This window comes from Pseudonocardia yuanmonensis, assembly GCF_039542425.1.
GTDB classification, from domain to species: domain Bacteria; phylum Actinomycetota; class Actinomycetes; order Mycobacteriales; family Pseudonocardiaceae; genus Pseudonocardia; species Pseudonocardia yuanmonensis.
In genome coordinates, this window is sequence record NZ_BAABIC010000004.1 from 50,906 (window position 1) to 67,177 (window position 16,272).

The following is a 16,272-nucleotide window of genomic DNA, read 5'->3' on the forward strand; positions in this document are numbered from 1 at the left end:
CTAGAGCGTGCCCTTGGTCGAGGCGATCCCGGTGATCCGCTCGTCCGGCTCCGTGGCGGCGCGCAGGGCGCGGGCGATCGCCTTGAACTCGGCCTCGGTGATGTGGTGCGGGTCCCGGCCGTCGAGCACCCGGACGTGCAGGGCGAGGTGGCCGTGGAAGGCCAGCGACTCGAACACGTGCCGGTTGAGCACCGTCGGGTAGTGCCCGCCGACCACGAAGCCCTGCATGACCTCGGGCTCGCCGGAGTGCACCGTGTACGGCCGCCCCGAGACGTCGACGACGGCGTGCGCGAGCGCCTCGTCCATCGGGATCCAGGCGTCGCCGAAGCGGCGGATGCCCTTCTTGTCCCCCAGCGCCTGCCGCAGCGCCTGGCCGAGCACGATCGCGGTGTCCTCGACGGTGTGGTGCGCGTCCAGGTGGACGTCGCCCTCCGCCTGCACGGTGAGGTCGAACGCCCCGTGCTTGCCCAGCGCGTCCAGCATGTGGTCGAAGAACGGGACGCCGGTGGAGACATTCGTCCGTCCGGTGCCGTCGAGGTCGATCTCGACGAGGACCTTCGACTCCTTGGTGACCCGCTCGACGCGGCCGATCCGGCTCATGCGATCTCCTCCACCACGTCCGCGGCCGCGGCCAGGAACGCGTCGTTCTCCTCGGGGGTGCCGATCGTGACCCGCAGCCGCTCCGGGATCCCGACGTCCCGGATCAGCACGCCGCGGTCGAGGAACGCCCGCCACGCCCGCGGCGCGTCGGCGAACCGGCCGAACAGCACGAAGTTGGCGTCGCTCGGGACGCAGTGGTAGCCCAGGGCCTGCAGCTCCGGCACGACCCGGTCCCGCTCCGCGGCCAGCAGCGCGACCGAGCCCAGGGTGGCGTCGGCGTGCCGCAGCGCGGCCCGCGCGGCGGCCTGGGTGAGCACCGACAGGTGGTACGGCAGCCGGACGAGCTGCAGCGCGTCGACGACGGCCGGCGCGGCGGCGAGGTAGCCCAGCCGCCCGCCGGCGAACGCGAACGCCTTGCTCATCGTCCGCGACACGATCAGCTTGTGCCCGTGCGTGGCCAGCAGCGTGGTCGCGCTCGGGTGGGACGAGAACTCCGCGTAGGCCTCGTCGACCACGACGATCCCCGGCGCGGCGTCGATGAGCAGCGCCAGGTCCTCGGGGTCGAGCGACTGTCCGGTGGGGTTGTTGGGGCTGGTCAGGAACGTGACGTCCGGGGCCTTCTCCTTGAGCAGGAGCTGGGCGGCGTCGACGTCGACCGAGAAGTCCGCGGTCCGCGGGATCTCGACCCACTCGGTCTGGGTGCCCGAGCTGATGATCGGGTGCATCGAGTAGCTCGGCACGAAGCCGAGCGCGGTCCGGCCGGGCCCGCCGAAGGCCTGCAGCACCTGCTGGAGGATCTCGTTGGAGCCGTTGGCCGCCCAGACGTCCGGGACGGCGAGCCGCACGCCCGTCTGCAGGGTCAGGTACGCCGCGAGGTCCTCGCGCAGCGCGACCGCGTCCCGGTCCGGGTAGCGGTGCAGGTTCCGCGCCGCCTCCTCGCAGGCGGCCGTGACGTCCGCGACCAGCTCGGGTGGCGGCGGGTACGGGTTCTCGTTCGTGTTGAGCCGCACCGGCACGTCGAGCTGCGGGGCGCCGTAGGGCGACTTGCCGCGCAACGACTCCCGCAGCGGCAGGTCCTCCAGCCGGACCTCCGACCCGGGGGCGGTCACCGGCTGAACCTCGCGGTGACGGCCTGGCCGTGCGCGGGCAGGTCCTCGGCGGCGGCCAGGGTGACCACCCGGTCCGCCACCTCGCGCAGCGCCTCCTCGGTGTACTCGACCACGTGCACGCCGCGCAGGAACGTGCTGGTGGAGAGCCCGCCGGAGTGCCGCGCGCAGCCACCGGTGGGCAGCACGTGGTTGGAGCCGGCGCAGTAGTCGCCGAGCGAGACCGGCGCGTACGGACCGATGAAGATCGCGCCCGCGTTGCGCACCCGTGCGCCCACGGCGCGGGCGTCGGCGGTCTGGATCTCGAGGTGCTCGGCGGCGTAGGCGTCGACGACCGCGACGCCGTCCGCGACGTCCCGCACCAGGATCGTGCCGGACTGCGGGCCGGACAGCGCGGTGCGGATGCGCTCGGTGTGCTTGGTGGCGGCGACCTGCTTCTCCAGCTCGGCGTCCACCGCGTCGGCGAGCGAGTCCGAGTCGGTGACCAGCACGGACGCGGCGTTCGGATCGTGCTCGGCCTGCGAGATCAGGTCCGCGGCGACGTGCACGGGGTCGGCCCCGCCGTCGGCCAGGACGGCGATCTCGGTGGTGCCGGCCTCGGCGTCGATCCCGACCAGGCCGCGGAGCATCCGCTTCGCCGCGGTCAGGTAGACGTTGCCCGGGCCGGTGACCATGTCGACCGGTTCGAGGTCCGCGCCGTCCGTGTCGGTGCCGCCGTAGGCCAGCAGCGCGACGCACTGCGCACCGCCGACGGCCCACACCTCGTCGACGCCGAGCAGTGCGGCCGCGGCCAGGATCGTGGGATGCGGGAGGCCACCGTGCTCCGCCTGCGGGGGCGAGGCCACCACCAGCGACTCCACGCCCGCGGCCTGCGCGGGGACCACGTTCATGATCACCGACGACGGGTAGACCGCCAGCCCGCCCGGCGCGTACAGCCCGACCCGGCGGACCGGGACGAACCGCTCGGTCACCGTGCCGCCCGCCACGACCCGCGTGACGACGTCCGGCCGGCGCTGCTCCTCGTGCACCGTCCGGGCGCGCGCGATCGAGGTCTCGAGGGCCTCGCGCACGGCGGGGTCGAGCTCGGCGAGGGCCTTCTCCAGCTCGGCGACCGGGACGCGGACGGACGCCGGACGGACCTTGTCGAACCGCTCGGTGACCTCCAGCACGGCCTCGACGCCCCGCTCCCGCACCGACTCGACGATCGGCCGGACCGCCTCGAGGGCGGCGTCGACGTCGATCTCCGCGCGCGGCAGCATCCCCCGCAGCACGGCGGGTCGCGGCAGCGGGTCGGAGCGCAGGTCGAGGCGGCGCAGGAGTGGGCGGACCATGCGTCCAGGGTACGTCGTGCGGCTGCGCCGTCCGTGCGCGGTGACTGGTGCTGCGGCACCGGCGACCGCGCACGAGCAGACTTGCCTCGTGGCGCTCCCCTCGATCTCCGTGGCCCAGCGGCGGGCGCGGCTCGTCGCCAGGCACCGGCTGACCCCCGCGACCCGCACGGACGACGTCCCGCGCATCGTCGACGACCTGGTCGGGCTGCACTCCAGCGACCCCGTGACCGTCTACCTCTCGGCCGCCGTGCGGATGGCCGACCCCGACCTCGCCGCCGTGGAACGCGCGCTCTACGAGGACCGCACCCTGCTCCGGCACCACGCGATGCGCCGCACGCTGTGGGTCTTCGGGCCCGAGCACGCCCGGCTGGCACACCATGCCGCCACCGTCGACGTCGCCGCGGTGCAGCGCCGCAACCTGCACAAGCAGCTGACGGCGGGGGGCTACGCCGACCCGGACGCCACCGTGGCCGACGCCCGGGCCCGGATCCGGGAGCTCCTGCTGGCCGAGGGCCCGCTGCCCGCCCGCGAGATCGGCCTGCGGCTGCCGGAGCTGACCACCGCGGTGCCGATCGAGGCGACCAGCCAGTCGTTGCACTCCCGGGTCCTGCTGGTCATGGGGTTCGACGGCGAGGTGCTGCGCGCCCGCCCCACCGGCACCTGGATCAACGGCCAGTACCGCTGGGCCGCGGCCGACGCCTGGGTGCCCGGCGGGCTCGGCGAGCCGCTGCCGAAGCGCGCGGCCGCGGCCGGGCTCGCCCGCGCCTACCTGCACGCCTTCGGTCCGGCGACGCGGGACGACCTCAAGTGGTGGGCGGGGTGGACGGTCGCGACCACGAAGGCCGCGCTCGCGGACGTCGGCGCGGTCGAGACCGACGCCGGGTACGTGCTGCCCGACGACCTTCCCGACGACACCGACATCGACCCGGCGCCGTCCGTCGCCCTCCTCCCCGGCCTCGACCCCACCACCATGGGCTGGAAGCAGCGCGACCACTACCTGGACCCGGCGCTCGTCCCGCAGCTGTTCGACCGCAACGGCAACGGCGGCCCGACGGTCTGGGTGGACGGCGCGATCGTGGGCGGCTGGGTGCAGCGCAGGGACGGGACGATCGCGCTGACGCTGCTCACGGACGTCGGGGCCGAGGCCCGCGAGCAGGTCGACGCCGCCGCGCACGCCCTGGAGGCCCTGCTCGGCGAGGTCCGGTTCACCGTCCGCTTCCCGGCCCCCGTGACGGCCGAACTGCTGGGTTAGCTAGGGGCCGCCGACGGGACGATCCGTGGTCCACGAGGGCCCGGCCGGAGGCCCGCGGGCACCGCACTAGATTCCGCGAGGTGTGCGACTGGTTCCTGGCGGGCGAGGAGGAGGCCGACGCGGTGGCCTCCGTGGCGTCCGGCGAGCACTCCTTCGACGACTGGCCGCACCTGTCGGTCCCGCTGCGCCGCACCGAACTGGCCGCGCTCTACGCCGCCCTGACCGACGCGGAGCCCGCCGACCCGCGCAGCCCGGCCGGCCTGCTGGCCGTCGAGGTCGACGCGGGCATGGTCGTGACCCGGGTGCCCGAGGCCGCGTTGGCCGCCCTCGCCGAGATGACCCCGCGCACCGCGCCACCGGTGATGGCCGCGTGGTCGGAGGCCATCGCGCACGACGAGCCCGAGGCGCTCGGCGAGATCCTCTCCGACCTCGCCGCCTTCGCCCGGGACGCCGCCGGGTCCGGCCGGCCGGTCCTCGAGCTGGCCCCCTACTAGGGGGCCACCGCGCCGGCGACCTCCTGCACCACCGCGGCGAGGACCTCGTCCGCGACGGGCATGGCGGCGACCTCGGCCGCGAGCCGCTCCGCGGCACGCCGGAAGGAGGGCTCGCCGAGCAGGCGTCCCAGCGCCGCGGCCACCGCGTCGGCGGTGACCTCCCCGGGCTCCAGGGCCAGGCCGGCGCCGGTCGGCAGCAGGGCCGCGGTGTTCGACGGCTGGTCGGTCCCCTGGGGCAGGCACAGCTGCGGCAGGCCGTGGCACACCGCGCCGATCATGGTCCCGGCGCCGGCGTGCGACACCACCGCCCGGCACCGCGGCAGGACGAGGGCCTGCGGCAGGTAGCGCGCGGCGAGGACCCCGGGCGGCTGCGGCCCGAGATCGGCGGGGTCGACGTCCGGCCCGGTCGTCAGGACGACGTTGACCGCCCGCCGCCGGCACCCCTCCAGCACCGCGCGGAACACGTCCGGTGCCCGGTTGGTGACGGTCCCGAGCGTCACGTAGACGGTGTCCTCGTGGGGCAGGGCGGCGAGCGCGGCGTCGAGATCCGGGTCGGCGTCCCCGGACTCGCCGGGGCTGGGCCGTACCGGTCGCAGGTCGGTCCACGGGTTCGGTTCCGGTCCGCGCAGGCCCGGCGGGCAGGGGTCGAGGTACGGCGCGGCGAAGACGGCGGCGATCGGGTCGGGCAGCCCCGCCGCGCCGATCGTCTCCCCGATCACCTGGCCGAAGCGCCCGCTGTCGGGCACCGTCGGCCCGTACCCGTGGGTGACGTGCGGGACGCCGTGCGCCACCGCGGCGACCGCCGACCCCAGCTCCAGCGTGTCGTGCACGACCAGGTCGGGCCGCCACCCCTCCAACAGAACCGCGACGTCCCGGGCACGGTCGACCGCGCCCGCGCCGAAGAAGTGCCGCGCAGCGACGAGGGGCCGCTCGTCCGGGGCCAGCTCGCCGAACGTCACCCCGTCGAGCCGCGCGAACGACTCGGCCAGCGTGGCCCCCGAGCGGTGCACGCGGACGCCGAGCCGCGCGGCCGTCGGCGCGAGATCGGCACCCGTCGACACCACGACCTCCGCCCCGGCGCGCTGCGCGGCCCGGATCAGGGGCACCATCGGCAGCAGGTGGCCGAAGCCCGGCCACGAGGCGACGAGGATCCGCACGGCGACCACCTCCGTACGGGAGGAGCGTGCCGGGCCGCCGCGCGATACGGGCCTACAGGTCGAGCCCGAGATCCAGCGCGGTCACCGAGTGGGTCAGGGCGCCGACCGAGATGAAGTCGACCCCGGTCTCGGCGTACTCCCGGGCGTTCGCGAGGACCAGCCCGCCGCTGGACTCGAGCAGGGTGGGGCGGGAACCGCGACGGCGCACGGCCTCGGCGGTCTGCTCGGGCGTGAAGTTGTCCAGCAGCACCAGTTCCGCGCCCAGCTCCAGCACCTCGTCGAGCTGCGCGAGCGAGTCCACCTCGACCTCGCAGGGCAGCTCCGGCGCCCGCTCGCGCGCGGCCCGCAGCGCCGCGGACACCGAGCCGGCCGCGGCGACGTGGTTGTCCTTGATCAGGACCGCGTCGCCGAGGCCGAGCCGGTGGTTGACCCCGCCGCCGCAGCGCACGGCGTACTTCTCCAGCAGCCGCAGGCCCGGCAGCGTCTTGCGGGTGTCCCGGATCCGCGCCCGGGTGCCCGCGACGGCGTCGACCCACTGCGCCGTCGCCGTCGCCACCCCGGACAGGTGGCAGAGCAGGTTGAGGGCGGTGCGCTCGGCGGTCAGCAGCGCCCGGACCGGCGCCCGGACGACGAGGGCGGGCTCGCCCGGCGTCAGCCGGGACCCGTCGGGCAGCTCGGCGAGCAGCTCCCACTCCGGCACGACCAGGTCCAGCACGGCCTTCGCGACCGGGACGCCGGACAGCACCCCCGCCGTGCGCGGCGTGAACGACCCGACCGCGACGGCGTCGGCCGGGACGGTCGCGGCCGTCGTGGCGTCGGGCCCGTAGCGCAGGTCCTCGTCGAGCGCGGTCCGCACGACCCGGGCCAGGTCCTCGGGGTCGGGCACGCCGATCTCGGTGGCGCCGCCGACGCCCGCGGCGACCCCCGTGCCCACGGTGCTCATGCCGCACCCGCCAGGGCGTCCGTGCCGACGACCGGGCGGCCGGCGTCGTCGAGGGTCACGAGCAGGGACTCCTTCTGCCAGCGGTCGTCGCGGTCGGGGAAGTCGGTACGGACGTGGCAGCCGCGGCTCTCCCGGCGGGTGCCGGCGGCCGCGAGCACGGCCTGCGCGAGCAGGGTCAGCGCCGCGTCCTCCACGCCCCTGCGGTCGAGGGGGGTGGCCAGCAGGGTCGCCTGCTCGACGACGTCCGACGCGGTGGCCAGGCCGGTCGCGTCCCGCCCGATCGCGGCGTAGGCGCTCATCGCCCGCTGCACGACGCCCCGGTCGGCGACGCCCACGGCGGGCGCCGGCGCGACGAGCTCGGAGGACGCGGTCCGCGGGTGCGCCAGGTCCTCCCTGACCGCCCGGACGGCACGCTCGCCGACGACGAGCCCCTCGAGCAGGGAGTTCGACGCCAGCCGGTTGGCCCCGTGCAGGCCGGTGCGGGCCACCTCGCCGGCGGCGTACAGGCCCGGGACCGCGGTGCGGCCGTCGATGTCCGCGACCACGCCGCCGCACACGTAGTGCGCGGCCGGGGTGACCGGGATCGGCTCACGGGTCGGGTCGATCCCGGCCTCGCGGCACGACGCGTACACCGTGGGGAAGCGGCCGGCGAAACCCTCCAGCTCCGTGGCGTCGAGGTACATGCAGTCCGCCCCGGTCTCGGCCATCCGCCGGGTGATCGCGGCGGCCACGACGTCCCGCGGGGCGAGGTCGGCGAGCGGGTGCCGGCCGACCATGAACCGGGTGCCGGCCCGGTCGCGGAGGACCGCGCCCTCGCCGCGGACCGCCTCGGTGACCAGGGGACGGCGGCCGACCGCGGGCCCGGTGTAGAGCACGGTCGGGTGGAACTGCACGAACTCCAGGTCGGCGGCCGCGGCCCCGGCCCGCAGGGCCAGCGCCACGCCGTCGCCGGTCGCGGTGCCGGGGTTGGTGGTGCTGGCGTAGAGCTGCCCGTAGCCGCCGGTGGCCAGGAGCACGGCCGGGGCGCGCAGCACACCCGGGCGGCCGGCGTCGTCGAGCACGGCGAGCCCGGCCACCCGGCCGGAGGGGTCCTTCAGCGCGTCGACGGCGACGTGCCCGGTGAGGATCGTGAGCGACCGGGCGGCCTCGACGAGGGCGCGCTCGATCTCCGCGCCGGTGGCGTCGCCGCCCGCGTGCACCACGCGGAAGGCGGAGTGCCCGCCCTCGCGGGTCCGGTCGAGCCGCGGGCCGCGCGCGTCGAACGTCGCGCCGCGCTCGCGGAGCCGCCGGACCGCCCCCGGCCCGTCCGCGACGATCGCGGCGACGGCGTCGGCGTCGTTCAGGCCGCCGCCCGCGGCGAGCGTGTCCGCCGCGTGCGCCTCGACCGTGTCGCCCGGCACGTCGCCGAGCACGACGGCGACGCCGCCCTGCGCCCAGCGGGTGCTGCCGGCATCGGTCGCGTCCTTGGTCACCACGACCACGCGCAGCCCGGCCGCGGCGGCGTCGAGCGCGGCGGTCAGCCCCGCCACCCCGCTGCCGACGACGACCAGGTCGGCCCCGGCCTCCCAGCCCGTCACTCGCCACCGCCGGGCCGGCCGACGGCGATCATCCGCTCGACGGCGGCGCGCCCGCGGGCGGCGAGGTCGGGGTCGACGTGCACCTCGTCCGTCCCCTCGCGGACGCTGCGCAGCAGGGCCATCGGGGTGATCATCTTCATGTAGGTGCAGCTCGCGCGCTCGTTCACCGCGCGGAAGTCGATCTCCGGCGCGGCCCGGCGGAGCTGGTGGAGCATGCCGACCTCGGTCGCCACGAGCACCGACTTCGCGTGCGACGCGCGGGCCGCGTCGACCATCCCGCCGGTCGAGAGGATCTTGACCCGGTCCGCGGGCACCGTGCCCGACCCGGCAAGGTAGAGCGCCGAGGTGGCGCAGCCGCACTCCGGGTGCACGAAGAGCTCGGCGTCGGGGTGCGCCTCGGCCTGCGCCGTCAGCTCGGCGCCGTTGATGCCGGCGTGGACGTGGCACTCCCCCGCCCAGACGTGCATGTTCGCCCGGTTCAGGGTGCGCCGGACGTGCGCGCCGAGGAACTGGTCGGGCAGGAACAGCACCTCGCGGTCCTCGGCGATGGACGCGACGACCTCGACCGCGTTCGACGAGGTGCAGCAGATGTCGGTCTCCGCCTTCACCGCGGCGGTGGTGTTGACGTAGCTGACCACGACGGCGCCGGGGTGCTCGGCCTTCCAGGCGCGCAGCTCGTCCACGGTGATCGAGTCGGCGAGCGAGCAGCCGGCCCGCGCGTCCGGGATCAGCACGGTCTTGTCCGGCGAGAGGATCTTCGCGGTCTCCGCCATGAAGTGCACGCCGCAGAACACGATCGTCCCGGCGTCGACCTCGGCGGCGATCCGGGAGAGCGCCAGGGAGTCGCCGACGTGGTCGGCCACGTCCTGGATCGCCGGCAGCTGGTAGTTGTGCGCCAGCAGCACCGCGTTGCGCCGCTGCGCCAGCTCGCGCACCTCGTCGGCCCAGCCGGGGTACGGGACGTCGGTCCCCGCCTGCACGTCAGCCGTCACGGTCATCGCTCGTCCTCCTCCGACGTTTTCGCCTGTTGGTCGAAAACAGGGCGATCGTAGCATCGCCTCCGCCCCGGGGACACCGTCCGCGTGACCCGGAACTCACCTGTCCGTAACCCGTGCGTCCCGGAACGGACGGTTCGCCCGGATCTCCGGCGCGGGGTCCTACGATCGGCGCATGCCCGCCCGTTCCACGGGCCACGAGGTGCTCGCGGCCGTGCTGCAGGTCCGTGAGGACGCCCTCCAGGTGCTGCTCTGGCAGCGCGGCAAGGAGCCCGATAGCGGGCGCTGGGCGCTGCCGGGCGGGGTGCTCGGCGACACCGAGGACGTCGAGGAGTCGGTGCGGCGCCAGCTCGCGGAGAAGGTCGACGTGCGGGAGGTCACCCACGTCGAGCAGCTCGGCGTGTTCAGCGCGCCCGGGCGGGTGCCCGGCATCCGGCTCGTCGCCACGGCGTTCCTCGGGCTCGTGCCCTCCGACGTCGACCCGGCGGTCCCGGCGGACACCGCCTGGTTCCCGGTGGCCGACCTGCCGCCCACGGCCTTCGACCACGCCGAGATCGTCCACGACGCGCGGGACCGCCTGCGCGCCAAGCTCTCCTACACCAACCTCGGCTTCGCGCTCGCGCCCCGGGAGTTCACGATCTCCGCGCTGCGCGAGCTGTACGTCGCCGCGCTCGGCCACCCGGTGTCGGCGACGAACCTCCAGCGGGTGCTGACCCGGCGGCACGTGCTGGCGGCCACCGGCGAGACCGCGCCGCCCGGCCCGGCCGGCGGGCGCCCGGCCGCGGTGTTCCGGTTCACCGAGCGGGCCCTGCGCGTCACGGACGCCTCGGCCGTGCTCCGCCCACCGGGCAGCCGCGATTCGGCGGGCGACGTGGCGGTGCGGCCCGTACCGTGACCACGTGGTCGCGACGATCCCCCTCTTCCCCCTGGGCACCGTGCTGATGCCCGGGGCGTCGCTGCCGCTGCACATCTTCGAGCCGCGCTACCGCCAGCTCACCGTCGACCTCGTGACGGGCGCGGTGCCGGACAAGGAGTTCGGCGTCGTCGCGGTGCGGGAGGGGCACGACCCGGACGTCCAGGGCCTCGACGCGCTGCACACGATCGGCTGTACCGCCCGCCTGCTCGACGTCCGGCGGCTCCCGGACGGTCGCTACGACGTCGTGACCTCGGGTGCGCGGCGGTTCCGGCTGCTGGAGCTCGACAGCCGGGCCAAACCCTACCTCTGCGGGTCGGTGGAGTTCGTCCCTGACGACAAGCAGGCCTCCGAGTCGGACGACCTGACCCGGATGCTCGCCGGTGCCGCCCGGGCCGCGCACCGCGCCTACTGCGCCACCGCCTGGAAGAACGACGACTGGTCCGAGCCCGCCCACGAGGTCGGGCCGGCCGAGCTCGCGCACGTGCTGGCCGCGGACTGCCTGCTGCCGCTCGAGGACCGGCAGGCGCTGCTGGAGCAGACCTGCCCGGTCGAGCGGCTGCGGATGGTGCGGCTGCTCATCGCCCGCGAGCGTGGGCTGCTGGAGCGCCTCCGCGCGGTGCCCACGCCGATGAGCACCTATGCGGAGCCCTTCGGCCCCAACTGATCCTGACCACGGCCGGTCACTGCCAGCCGAAGCGGCCCCGCAGCTCGTCGGCCACCCGGTCGAAGCGCGCCGGGTCGAGCACCGCGCCCTCCCGCCGGATGTCGTGCTCGCCGACCTCCAGCACCCGGTCGAGCCGGATGAAGGACTCGCGGCCCTCGCGGTCCCAGCCGCCGGACCCGATCGCCACCCAGTCCGGGTCGCCCTCGCGCCTGTGCCGGCTGGACAGCATGAGCCCGAGCAGCTCTCCGCCCTGCCGCCCGACGACGAGCAGCGGCCGGTCCTTGCCCTGGCTCGCGTCCTCCTCGAACGGCACCCAGGTCCACACGATCTCGCCCGGGTCCGCGGCGCCGTCGAGCTCCGGGGCGTAGACGATCCGCCGGGCCCGGTCCGCCGTCGGTGCGCTCCGGACGCCGCCGTGGCCCGCGGGCGCCGGCCGCGCCGGGCGGTCGTCCGCCTCGGCGAGCAGCTTCATCCCGACGTCCACGGCCTGCTTGAGCAGGTTCCCCCAGTCCATGGTCGACAGCATCCCATCGCCGCGATCTCATCGGTGCACCGATGAGAAACCGGGGCGGCGGCCGTTCCACTGACGTCACCGTCGCAGAGGATCGCCCCCGGGACACCGGCCCGGGGATCACGGCACAGGAGGAACCACCATGGACTGCAGGCTCGAGGTCGTCATCGTCCCCGTCTCGGACGTGGAGCGGGCGTACGCGTTCTACGCCGGCAGGCTCGGCTTCACCGTCGACTCCGACTTCCACCCGAACGAGCACTTCCGGGCCGTGCAGGTCACCCCGCCCGGGTCCGCCTGCTCGATCGTCTTCGGCACCGGGCTGGGCGGCGGGGCCGCGCCGGGCTCGCTGCACGGCTGCCACCTCGTGGTCACCGACATCGAGAAGGCGCACGCGGAGCTGGAGGCGGCCGGGATCGAGAACAGCGGGCCGCAGCACTTCGTCGACGGCGCGCAGACCCCCGGGGTGCACCCGCAGCACGAGGACTACGGCACCTTCGTGTACTTCTCCGACCCGGACGGCAACTCCTGGGCCCTCCAGGAGGTCCGGACGCCGAAGCGCTGATGGGGGGCACCGACCTGGAGGCGGGCTTCGCCCGGCACCGACGCGAGCTGCACGTGCACTGCTACCGCATGCTCGCGTCGGTCGCCGACGCCGAGGACGCCGTCCAGGAGACCTACCTGCGGGCCTGGCGCGGGCGGGCGGGCTTCGACGGCACCCACCTGCGGGCCTGGCTGTACCGGATCGCGACCACCGTCTGCCTCGACGCCGCCCGCGCCCGGGGCCGCCGCCCGGCGTCGGCGACCGAGGTCTCGTGGTTGACGCCCTACCCGGACGCCCTGCTCGAGCCCGCCGACCCCGATGACGAGCCGGACGCGCTCGTCGTCGCGCGGGAGACGATCGAGCTCGCGTTCCTCGTGGCCCTGCAGGTCCTGCCGCCCCGGCAGCGGGCCGCGCTGCTGGCCCGCGAGGTGCTGGGGCTGCCCGCCAAGGAGGCCGCGGAGATGATCGGGACCAGCGTGGCCGCGGCGAACAGCGCGCTGCAGCGGGCCCGGGAGACGCTGCGCGCCCACCTCCCGTCGCACCGCGACGACTGGGTCGTGCACGAGCCGAGCCCGGCGGAGAAGGAACTGCTCGCGCGGTTCGTCGACGCCCACGAGCGGCACGACGCGGCGGCCGCGCTCGCCGCCGCGGCCGAGGACATCCGGGTGACCATGCCGCCCGCGCCCTTCTGCTTCGAGGGGCACGCGCAGCTGGCGACGCTGCTGGAGCGGGCGTTCGGCCCGGACCGCGAGGGCGACTGGCGACTGCTGCCGACCGGGGTGAACCTCATGCCGGCCGCGGCGAGCTACCTGCGCCGCCCCGGGGACACGGTGTTCCGCCCGTTCAAGCTCGACGTCCTGCGGGTGGAGGGCGACCGGATCGCCGAGATCACGACCTTCGGCTACTCCTGGTTCCCGGCCCTGAACCTGCCCGACCACCTGTGACCCCTGCACGAACGGCGCTCTCGCTCACTAGATGTGAGCGGGAGCGCCGTTCGCTCATCGTCTGGGAGGGGCTCAGGCGCTGTTCAGGCGATGCGTTCGCCGTGGCGGGAGCAGCGGGCGGTCCAGCCGAAGGGATCGACCTGGACCACCATCCGCCGGGCGCAGTCGGGGCAGAACCGGGGCGGCTCCAGCGCGCGCTCACGGGCGCAGCGGGCGTGGTCACCCTCGCCCGCGGGCGCGCCGCAGCGGTCGCAGAACCGCTGCGGCGCGGTCTCGGCCGCGCTCACAGGGTCTCGTTGAGGGCCTTGATCGGCATCTCCAGCTCGCCGAGCAGGTCGATGTCCGCCTCGGCCGGCCGCCCGAGCGTCGTCAGGTAGTTGCCGACGATCACGGCGTTGATCCCGCCGAGCAGGCCCTGCCGCGCCCCGAGGTCGCCGAGGGTCAGCTCCCGGCCGCCCGCGAACCGCAGCACCGTGCGCGGCAGCGCCAGCCGGAAGGCGGCCACCGTGCGCAGCGCGTCGGGCCCGGACATCGGCTCCAGGTCCCCGAACGGCGTGCCCGGCCGCGGGTTGAGGAAGTTCAGCGGCACCTCGTCCGGGGTCAGCGACGCGAGCTGCGCGGCGAACTCCGCGCGCTGCTCGAGCGTCTCGCCCATCCCGACGATGCCGCCGCAGCAGACCTCCATGCCGGCCTCGCGCACCAGCCGCAGGGTCTCCCGGCGCTCCTCCCACGTGTGCGTGGTGACCACGTTCGGGAAGTGCGAGCGCGCGGTCTCCAGGTTGTGGTTGTAGCGGTGCACGCCCATTCCGGCCAGCGCCGTGACCTGCTCCGGGGTGAGCATCCCCAGCGAGCACGCCACGTTGATGTCGACCGCGTCCTTGATCGCCGCCACACCCGCGGAGACCTGCGCCATCAGCCGCGCGTCCGGGCCGCGCACCGCCGCGACGATGCAGAACTCGGTCGCGCCGGTCTTGGCCGTCTGCTTGGCCGCCTCGACCAGCATCGGCACGTCCAGCCACGCCGAGCGCACCGGCGACTCGAACAGCCCCGACTGGGAGCTGAAGTGGCAGTCCTCGGGGCACCCGCCGGTCCTCAGCGAGATGATCCCCTCGACCTCGACCTCCGGCCCGCACCAGCGCATCCGCACCTCGTGGGCCAGCGCCAGCAGCGCGTCGAGCTCGTCGTCCGGGAGCCGCAGGACCTCCAGGACCTGCTCCTCCGACAGCCCCTCCCCCCGCCCGAGAACCTGCTCACGGGCACGGGCGAGGATCACCGACGTCGCTGTGGTCACGGGCGCGAACTATGCCAAACACCACCGAGCGCGGGGGCCAGGGTGTGACGCGCGACCCGGGCGAATTCCACCGGTGGGAGGGTGCCGCTCCGCTCCGGCAGCGCCCCGAGCAGCGGCACGCCGGTGACCGCGGGCAGGTCGGCGAGGTTGCACCACGCCGCCAGGTCCGGCTCCGCCGGCCACGCCCCGACGACGACGCCGGCGCACGCGAGCCCGCGGCGCGCCAGGGCCTCGGTGGTCAGGGCGGTGTGGTTCAGCGTCCCGAGCCCGGCCGCGGCGACGACGACCACGGGGGCGCCGAGCTTCGCGGCGACGTCGGCGAGGGTCCCGTCCGGGGTGAACCGCACGAGGAGGCCGCCCGCGCCCTCGACCAGCACCAGGTCGTGGTCGACGGAGAGGTCGCGGGCCGCGTCGACGGCCGCCTCGGGTGTGACGGGCGGCAGGCCGGCGCGGCGGGCGGCGGTCTCCGGCGCGAGCGGATCGGGATACCGGCCGAGCTCGGCCGTGGTCACGCCGGGCACCAGCGCGGCGACGGCGGCCAGGTCGCCGGGCTCCCCCGGCGCCACCCCGGTCTGGGCAGGCTTGAGCACCGCCACGCGCTCCCCCGCCGCGCTCGCCAGCGCGGCGACCGCGGCCGTGACCACGGTCTTGCCCACGTCCGTCCCGGTGCCGCTCACCACGAGGACCCGGCTCATGCGGGGACCTCCGCGAGCACGTCGTCGAGCACCTCGTGGAGGACCGTGCGCACCCGGTCCAGCTCGGTCGTCGTCAGGTCGGCGCGGGCGGTGAGCCGCAGCCGGCTCGTCCCGTCCGGCACGGACGGCGGCCGGAAGCACCCCACCCGGACCCCGCGTTCGAGGCACCGCGCGGCTGCGTCGAACGCCACCACCGGCGACCCGAGCACCACCGGCACCACCGCGGACCCCGTGAGCGGCAACTGCCCCGCCAACGGCACTTCGCCCTCACGACCCCGTCCGACCTGCGACGACGTGAGCGCGGCCCGGGACATCTCCGCCAGCTCGTCGGCCACCCGCAGCACCGCGGCGGGCCGGTCCGGCTCCTCGCGCAGTACCCGCAGGGCCGCGAGCGCACCGCCGACTGACGCGGGCGCGAGACCGGTGTCGAAGATGAAGGTCCGCGCGGTGTCGACCAGGTGCTCGATCACGGCCCGCGGGCCCAGCACGGCGCCGCCCTGCCCGCCCAACGACTTGGACAGGGTCACGGTGGACACGACGTCGTCCGCCCCCGCGAGCCCCGCCTCCACCAGCACGCCGCGGCCGCCCGGCCCGCACACGCCCAGCGCGTGCGCCTCGTCGACCACGACCACCGCGCCGCGCGCCCGGCACACCGCGTGCAGCTCCCGCAGCGGCGCGATCCCGCCGTCGATGCTGTCGACCCCGTCGGTCACGACCAGGGCCCGCTCCTCGGTGCGGGCGGCGAGCGCCGCGTCGACCGCGGCCACGTCCGCCCGCGGGGTGACGACCACGCGGGCGCGGGAGAGCCGGCAGGCGTCGACCAGGGAGGCGTGGCTGCGCGCGTCGGACACCACGAGCGCGCCGCGCCCGGACAGTGCGGTGACGACGCCGAGGTTGGCCGTGTAGCCGGAGGAGAACACCAGCGCGGCCTCGGCGCCGCAGAAGGCGGCGAGCTGCTCCTCGAGGGTGGCGTGCAGCGTGGTCGAACCGGTCACCAGCCGGGACCCGGTCGAACCCGCGCCCCACGTGCGCAGGGCCTCGACGGCCCCGTCGACCACCCGCTCGTCCCGGGAGAGGCCGAGGTAGTCGTTGCCCGCCAGGTCGATCGCGTCCGCGTGCGGGGCCCGCGGACGCAGCGAGCGCCGCAGGCCTTCCGACCTGCGGCGCTCGGCGTCGCTCTGCAGCCAGTCGAGGGGGTGCGCCACCCGGGAGACCCTAGGTGGCGCCCCGGCCCCGACCGGCGAGGGTGTGACGG

The 16,272-nt window shown here is 75.6% G+C and carries 18 protein-coding genes; 6 read left to right on the plus strand and 12 right to left on the minus strand.

Annotated elements, in window-relative coordinates; all coding sequences use genetic code 11:
• From hisB to hisD, 3 genes are read right to left on the minus strand one after another with little or no spacing between them, the layout of a single operon-like run.
• Positions 1 to 600: an imidazoleglycerol-phosphate dehydratase HisB gene (gene hisB, locus ABD990_RS06855; protein ID WP_345379137.1), complete on the minus strand. Its 600-nt coding sequence runs from the start codon at positions 598 to 600 to the stop codon at positions 1 to 3.
• Positions 597 to 1,709: a histidinol-phosphate transaminase gene (locus ABD990_RS06860; protein ID WP_345379138.1), complete on the minus strand. Its 1,113-nt coding sequence runs from the start codon at positions 1,707 to 1,709 to the stop codon at positions 597 to 599. Before ABD990_RS06860 ends, hisB begins: the two co-directional genes overlap by 4 nt.
• Positions 1,706 to 3,037 carry a histidinol dehydrogenase gene (gene hisD / locus ABD990_RS06865; RefSeq protein ID WP_345379139.1) on the minus strand — a complete coding sequence of 444 codons (1,332 nt, stop codon included), beginning with the start codon at positions 3,035 to 3,037 and terminating at the stop codon, positions 1,706 to 1,708. The genes ABD990_RS06860 and hisD overlap by 4 nt, the downstream gene beginning before the upstream one ends.
• An 88-nt stretch (positions 3,038 to 3,125) precedes the next feature.
• Between hisD and ABD990_RS06870 the strand changes: the two genes are divergently transcribed.
• Together ABD990_RS06870 and ABD990_RS06875 are read left to right on the plus strand one after the other, a co-directional pair.
• Complete coding sequence (locus ABD990_RS06870; RefSeq protein ID WP_345379141.1) at positions 3,126 to 4,289, plus strand: winged helix DNA-binding domain-containing protein; 1,164 nt, start codon at positions 3,126 to 3,128, stop codon at positions 4,287 to 4,289.
• Positions 4,290 to 4,369: 80 nt separating this feature from the next.
• Positions 4,370 to 4,783, plus strand: a complete 414-nt coding sequence (locus ABD990_RS06875) for a hypothetical protein (RefSeq protein WP_345379142.1) — start codon at positions 4,370 to 4,372, stop codon at positions 4,781 to 4,783.
• Here the strand turns inward: ABD990_RS06875 and ABD990_RS06880 are convergent.
• From ABD990_RS06880 to nadA, 4 genes are read right to left on the minus strand one after another with little or no spacing between them, the layout of a single operon-like run.
• Positions 4,780 to 5,940, minus strand: a complete 1,161-nt coding sequence (locus ABD990_RS06880; protein WP_345379143.1) for a glycosyltransferase — start codon at positions 5,938 to 5,940, stop codon at positions 4,780 to 4,782. The genes ABD990_RS06875 and ABD990_RS06880 overlap by 4 nt on opposite strands.
• 52 nt (positions 5,941 to 5,992) lie before the next feature.
• Positions 5,993 to 6,883 carry a carboxylating nicotinate-nucleotide diphosphorylase gene (gene nadC / locus ABD990_RS06885; RefSeq protein ID WP_345379144.1) on the minus strand — a complete coding sequence of 297 codons (891 nt, stop codon included), beginning with the start codon at positions 6,881 to 6,883 and terminating at the stop codon, positions 5,993 to 5,995.
• Entirely contained in the window at positions 6,880 to 8,460 is a 1,581-nt protein-coding gene (locus ABD990_RS06890; RefSeq protein WP_345379146.1) for an L-aspartate oxidase, read from the minus strand. Before ABD990_RS06890 ends, nadC begins: the two co-directional genes overlap by 4 nt.
• Positions 8,457 to 9,458 carry a quinolinate synthase NadA gene (gene nadA / locus ABD990_RS06895; RefSeq protein WP_345379147.1) on the minus strand — a complete coding sequence of 334 codons (1,002 nt, stop codon included), beginning with the start codon at positions 9,456 to 9,458 and terminating at the stop codon, positions 8,457 to 8,459. Before nadA ends, ABD990_RS06890 begins: the two co-directional genes overlap by 4 nt.
• A 172-nt stretch (positions 9,459 to 9,630) precedes the next feature.
• Between nadA and ABD990_RS06900 the strand changes: the two genes are divergently transcribed.
• Positions 9,631 to 10,350: an NUDIX hydrolase gene (locus ABD990_RS06900; protein WP_345379148.1), complete on the plus strand. Its 720-nt coding sequence runs from the start codon at positions 9,631 to 9,633 to the stop codon at positions 10,348 to 10,350.
• Positions 10,351 to 10,354: 4 nt separating this feature from the next.
• Complete coding sequence (locus ABD990_RS06905; protein ID WP_345379150.1) at positions 10,355 to 11,035, plus strand: LON peptidase substrate-binding domain-containing protein; 681 nt, start codon at positions 10,355 to 10,357, stop codon at positions 11,033 to 11,035.
• Positions 11,036 to 11,051: 16 nt separating this feature from the next.
• On the opposite strand, the gene ABD990_RS06910 is transcribed toward ABD990_RS06905, so the two are convergent.
• Positions 11,052 to 11,549: a type II toxin-antitoxin system PemK/MazF family toxin gene (locus ABD990_RS06910; RefSeq protein ID WP_345379151.1), complete on the minus strand. Its 498-nt coding sequence runs from the start codon at positions 11,547 to 11,549 to the stop codon at positions 11,052 to 11,054.
• A 139-nt stretch (positions 11,550 to 11,688) separates the two neighbouring features.
• On the opposite strand from ABD990_RS06910, the gene ABD990_RS06915 reads away from it, so the two are divergent.
• Together ABD990_RS06915 and ABD990_RS06920 are read left to right on the plus strand one after the other, a co-directional pair.
• Positions 11,689 to 12,108, plus strand: a complete 420-nt coding sequence (locus tag ABD990_RS06915) for a VOC family protein (RefSeq protein ID WP_345379153.1) — start codon at positions 11,689 to 11,691, stop codon at positions 12,106 to 12,108.
• Positions 12,108 to 13,031, plus strand: coding sequence for an RNA polymerase subunit sigma-70 (locus tag ABD990_RS06920; RefSeq protein ID WP_345379154.1), 924 nt, complete (start codon positions 12,108 to 12,110; stop codon positions 13,029 to 13,031). The genes ABD990_RS06915 and ABD990_RS06920 overlap by 1 nt, the downstream gene beginning before the upstream one ends.
• 83 nt (positions 13,032 to 13,114) lie before the next feature.
• Here ABD990_RS06920 and bsaP read toward each other — a convergent pair whose 3' ends face one another.
• Genes bsaP through ABD990_RS06940 form a run of 4 tightly spaced genes read right to left on the minus strand, consistent with a single transcriptional unit; the run spans position 13,115 to position 16,222 of the window.
• Positions 13,115 to 13,318 (minus strand): biotin synthase auxiliary protein BsaP, encoded by a 204-nt coding sequence (bsaP, locus tag ABD990_RS06925; protein WP_345379156.1) that lies wholly within the window; start codon positions 13,316 to 13,318, stop codon positions 13,115 to 13,117.
• Positions 13,315 to 14,322, minus strand: a complete 1,008-nt coding sequence (bioB, locus tag ABD990_RS06930; RefSeq protein ID WP_345379158.1) for a biotin synthase BioB — start codon at positions 14,320 to 14,322, stop codon at positions 13,315 to 13,317. Before bioB ends, bsaP begins: the two co-directional genes overlap by 4 nt.
• Positions 14,319 to 15,017 (minus strand): dethiobiotin synthase, encoded by a 699-nt coding sequence (gene bioD / locus ABD990_RS06935; RefSeq protein ID WP_345379160.1) that lies wholly within the window; start codon positions 15,015 to 15,017, stop codon positions 14,319 to 14,321. The genes bioB and bioD overlap by 4 nt, the downstream gene beginning before the upstream one ends.
• On the minus strand, positions 15,014 to 16,222 hold the full coding sequence (locus tag ABD990_RS06940; RefSeq protein WP_345379161.1) for an 8-amino-7-oxononanoate synthase: 1,209 nt from the start codon (positions 16,220 to 16,222) through the stop codon (positions 15,014 to 15,016). The genes bioD and ABD990_RS06940 overlap by 4 nt, the downstream gene beginning before the upstream one ends.
• Between the last annotated feature and the right edge of the window lie 50 nt (positions 16,223 to 16,272).

Excerpts from the sequence above, each read along its gene's own strand:
- hisB (WP_345379137.1), bottom strand. The coding sequence starts at position 600 with ATGAGCCGGATCGGCCGCGTCGAGCGGGTCACCAAGGAGTCGAAGGTC.
- hisD (WP_345379139.1), bottom strand. The coding sequence starts at position 3,037 with ATGGTCCGCCCACTCCTGCGCCGCCTCGACCTGCGCTCCGACCCGCTG.
- nadC (WP_345379144.1), bottom strand. The coding sequence starts at position 6,883 with ATGAGCACCGTGGGCACGGGGGTCGCCGCGGGCGTCGGCGGCGCCACC.
- ABD990_RS06900 (WP_345379148.1), top strand. The coding sequence starts at position 9,631 with ATGCCCGCCCGTTCCACGGGCCACGAGGTGCTCGCGGCCGTGCTGCAG.
- ABD990_RS06915 (WP_345379153.1), top strand. The coding sequence starts at position 11,689 with ATGGACTGCAGGCTCGAGGTCGTCATCGTCCCCGTCTCGGACGTGGAG.
- nadA (WP_345379147.1), bottom strand. The coding sequence starts at position 9,458 with ATGACCGTGACGGCTGACGTGCAGGCGGGGACCGACGTCCCGTACCCC.
- ABD990_RS06910 (WP_345379151.1), bottom strand. The coding sequence starts at position 11,549 with ATGGACTGGGGGAACCTGCTCAAGCAGGCCGTGGACGTCGGGATGAAG.
- bioD (WP_345379160.1), bottom strand. The coding sequence starts at position 15,017 with ATGAGCCGGGTCCTCGTGGTGAGCGGCACCGGGACGGACGTGGGCAAG.
- ABD990_RS06920 (WP_345379154.1), top strand. The coding sequence starts at position 12,108 with ATGGGGGGCACCGACCTGGAGGCGGGCTTCGCCCGGCACCGACGCGAG.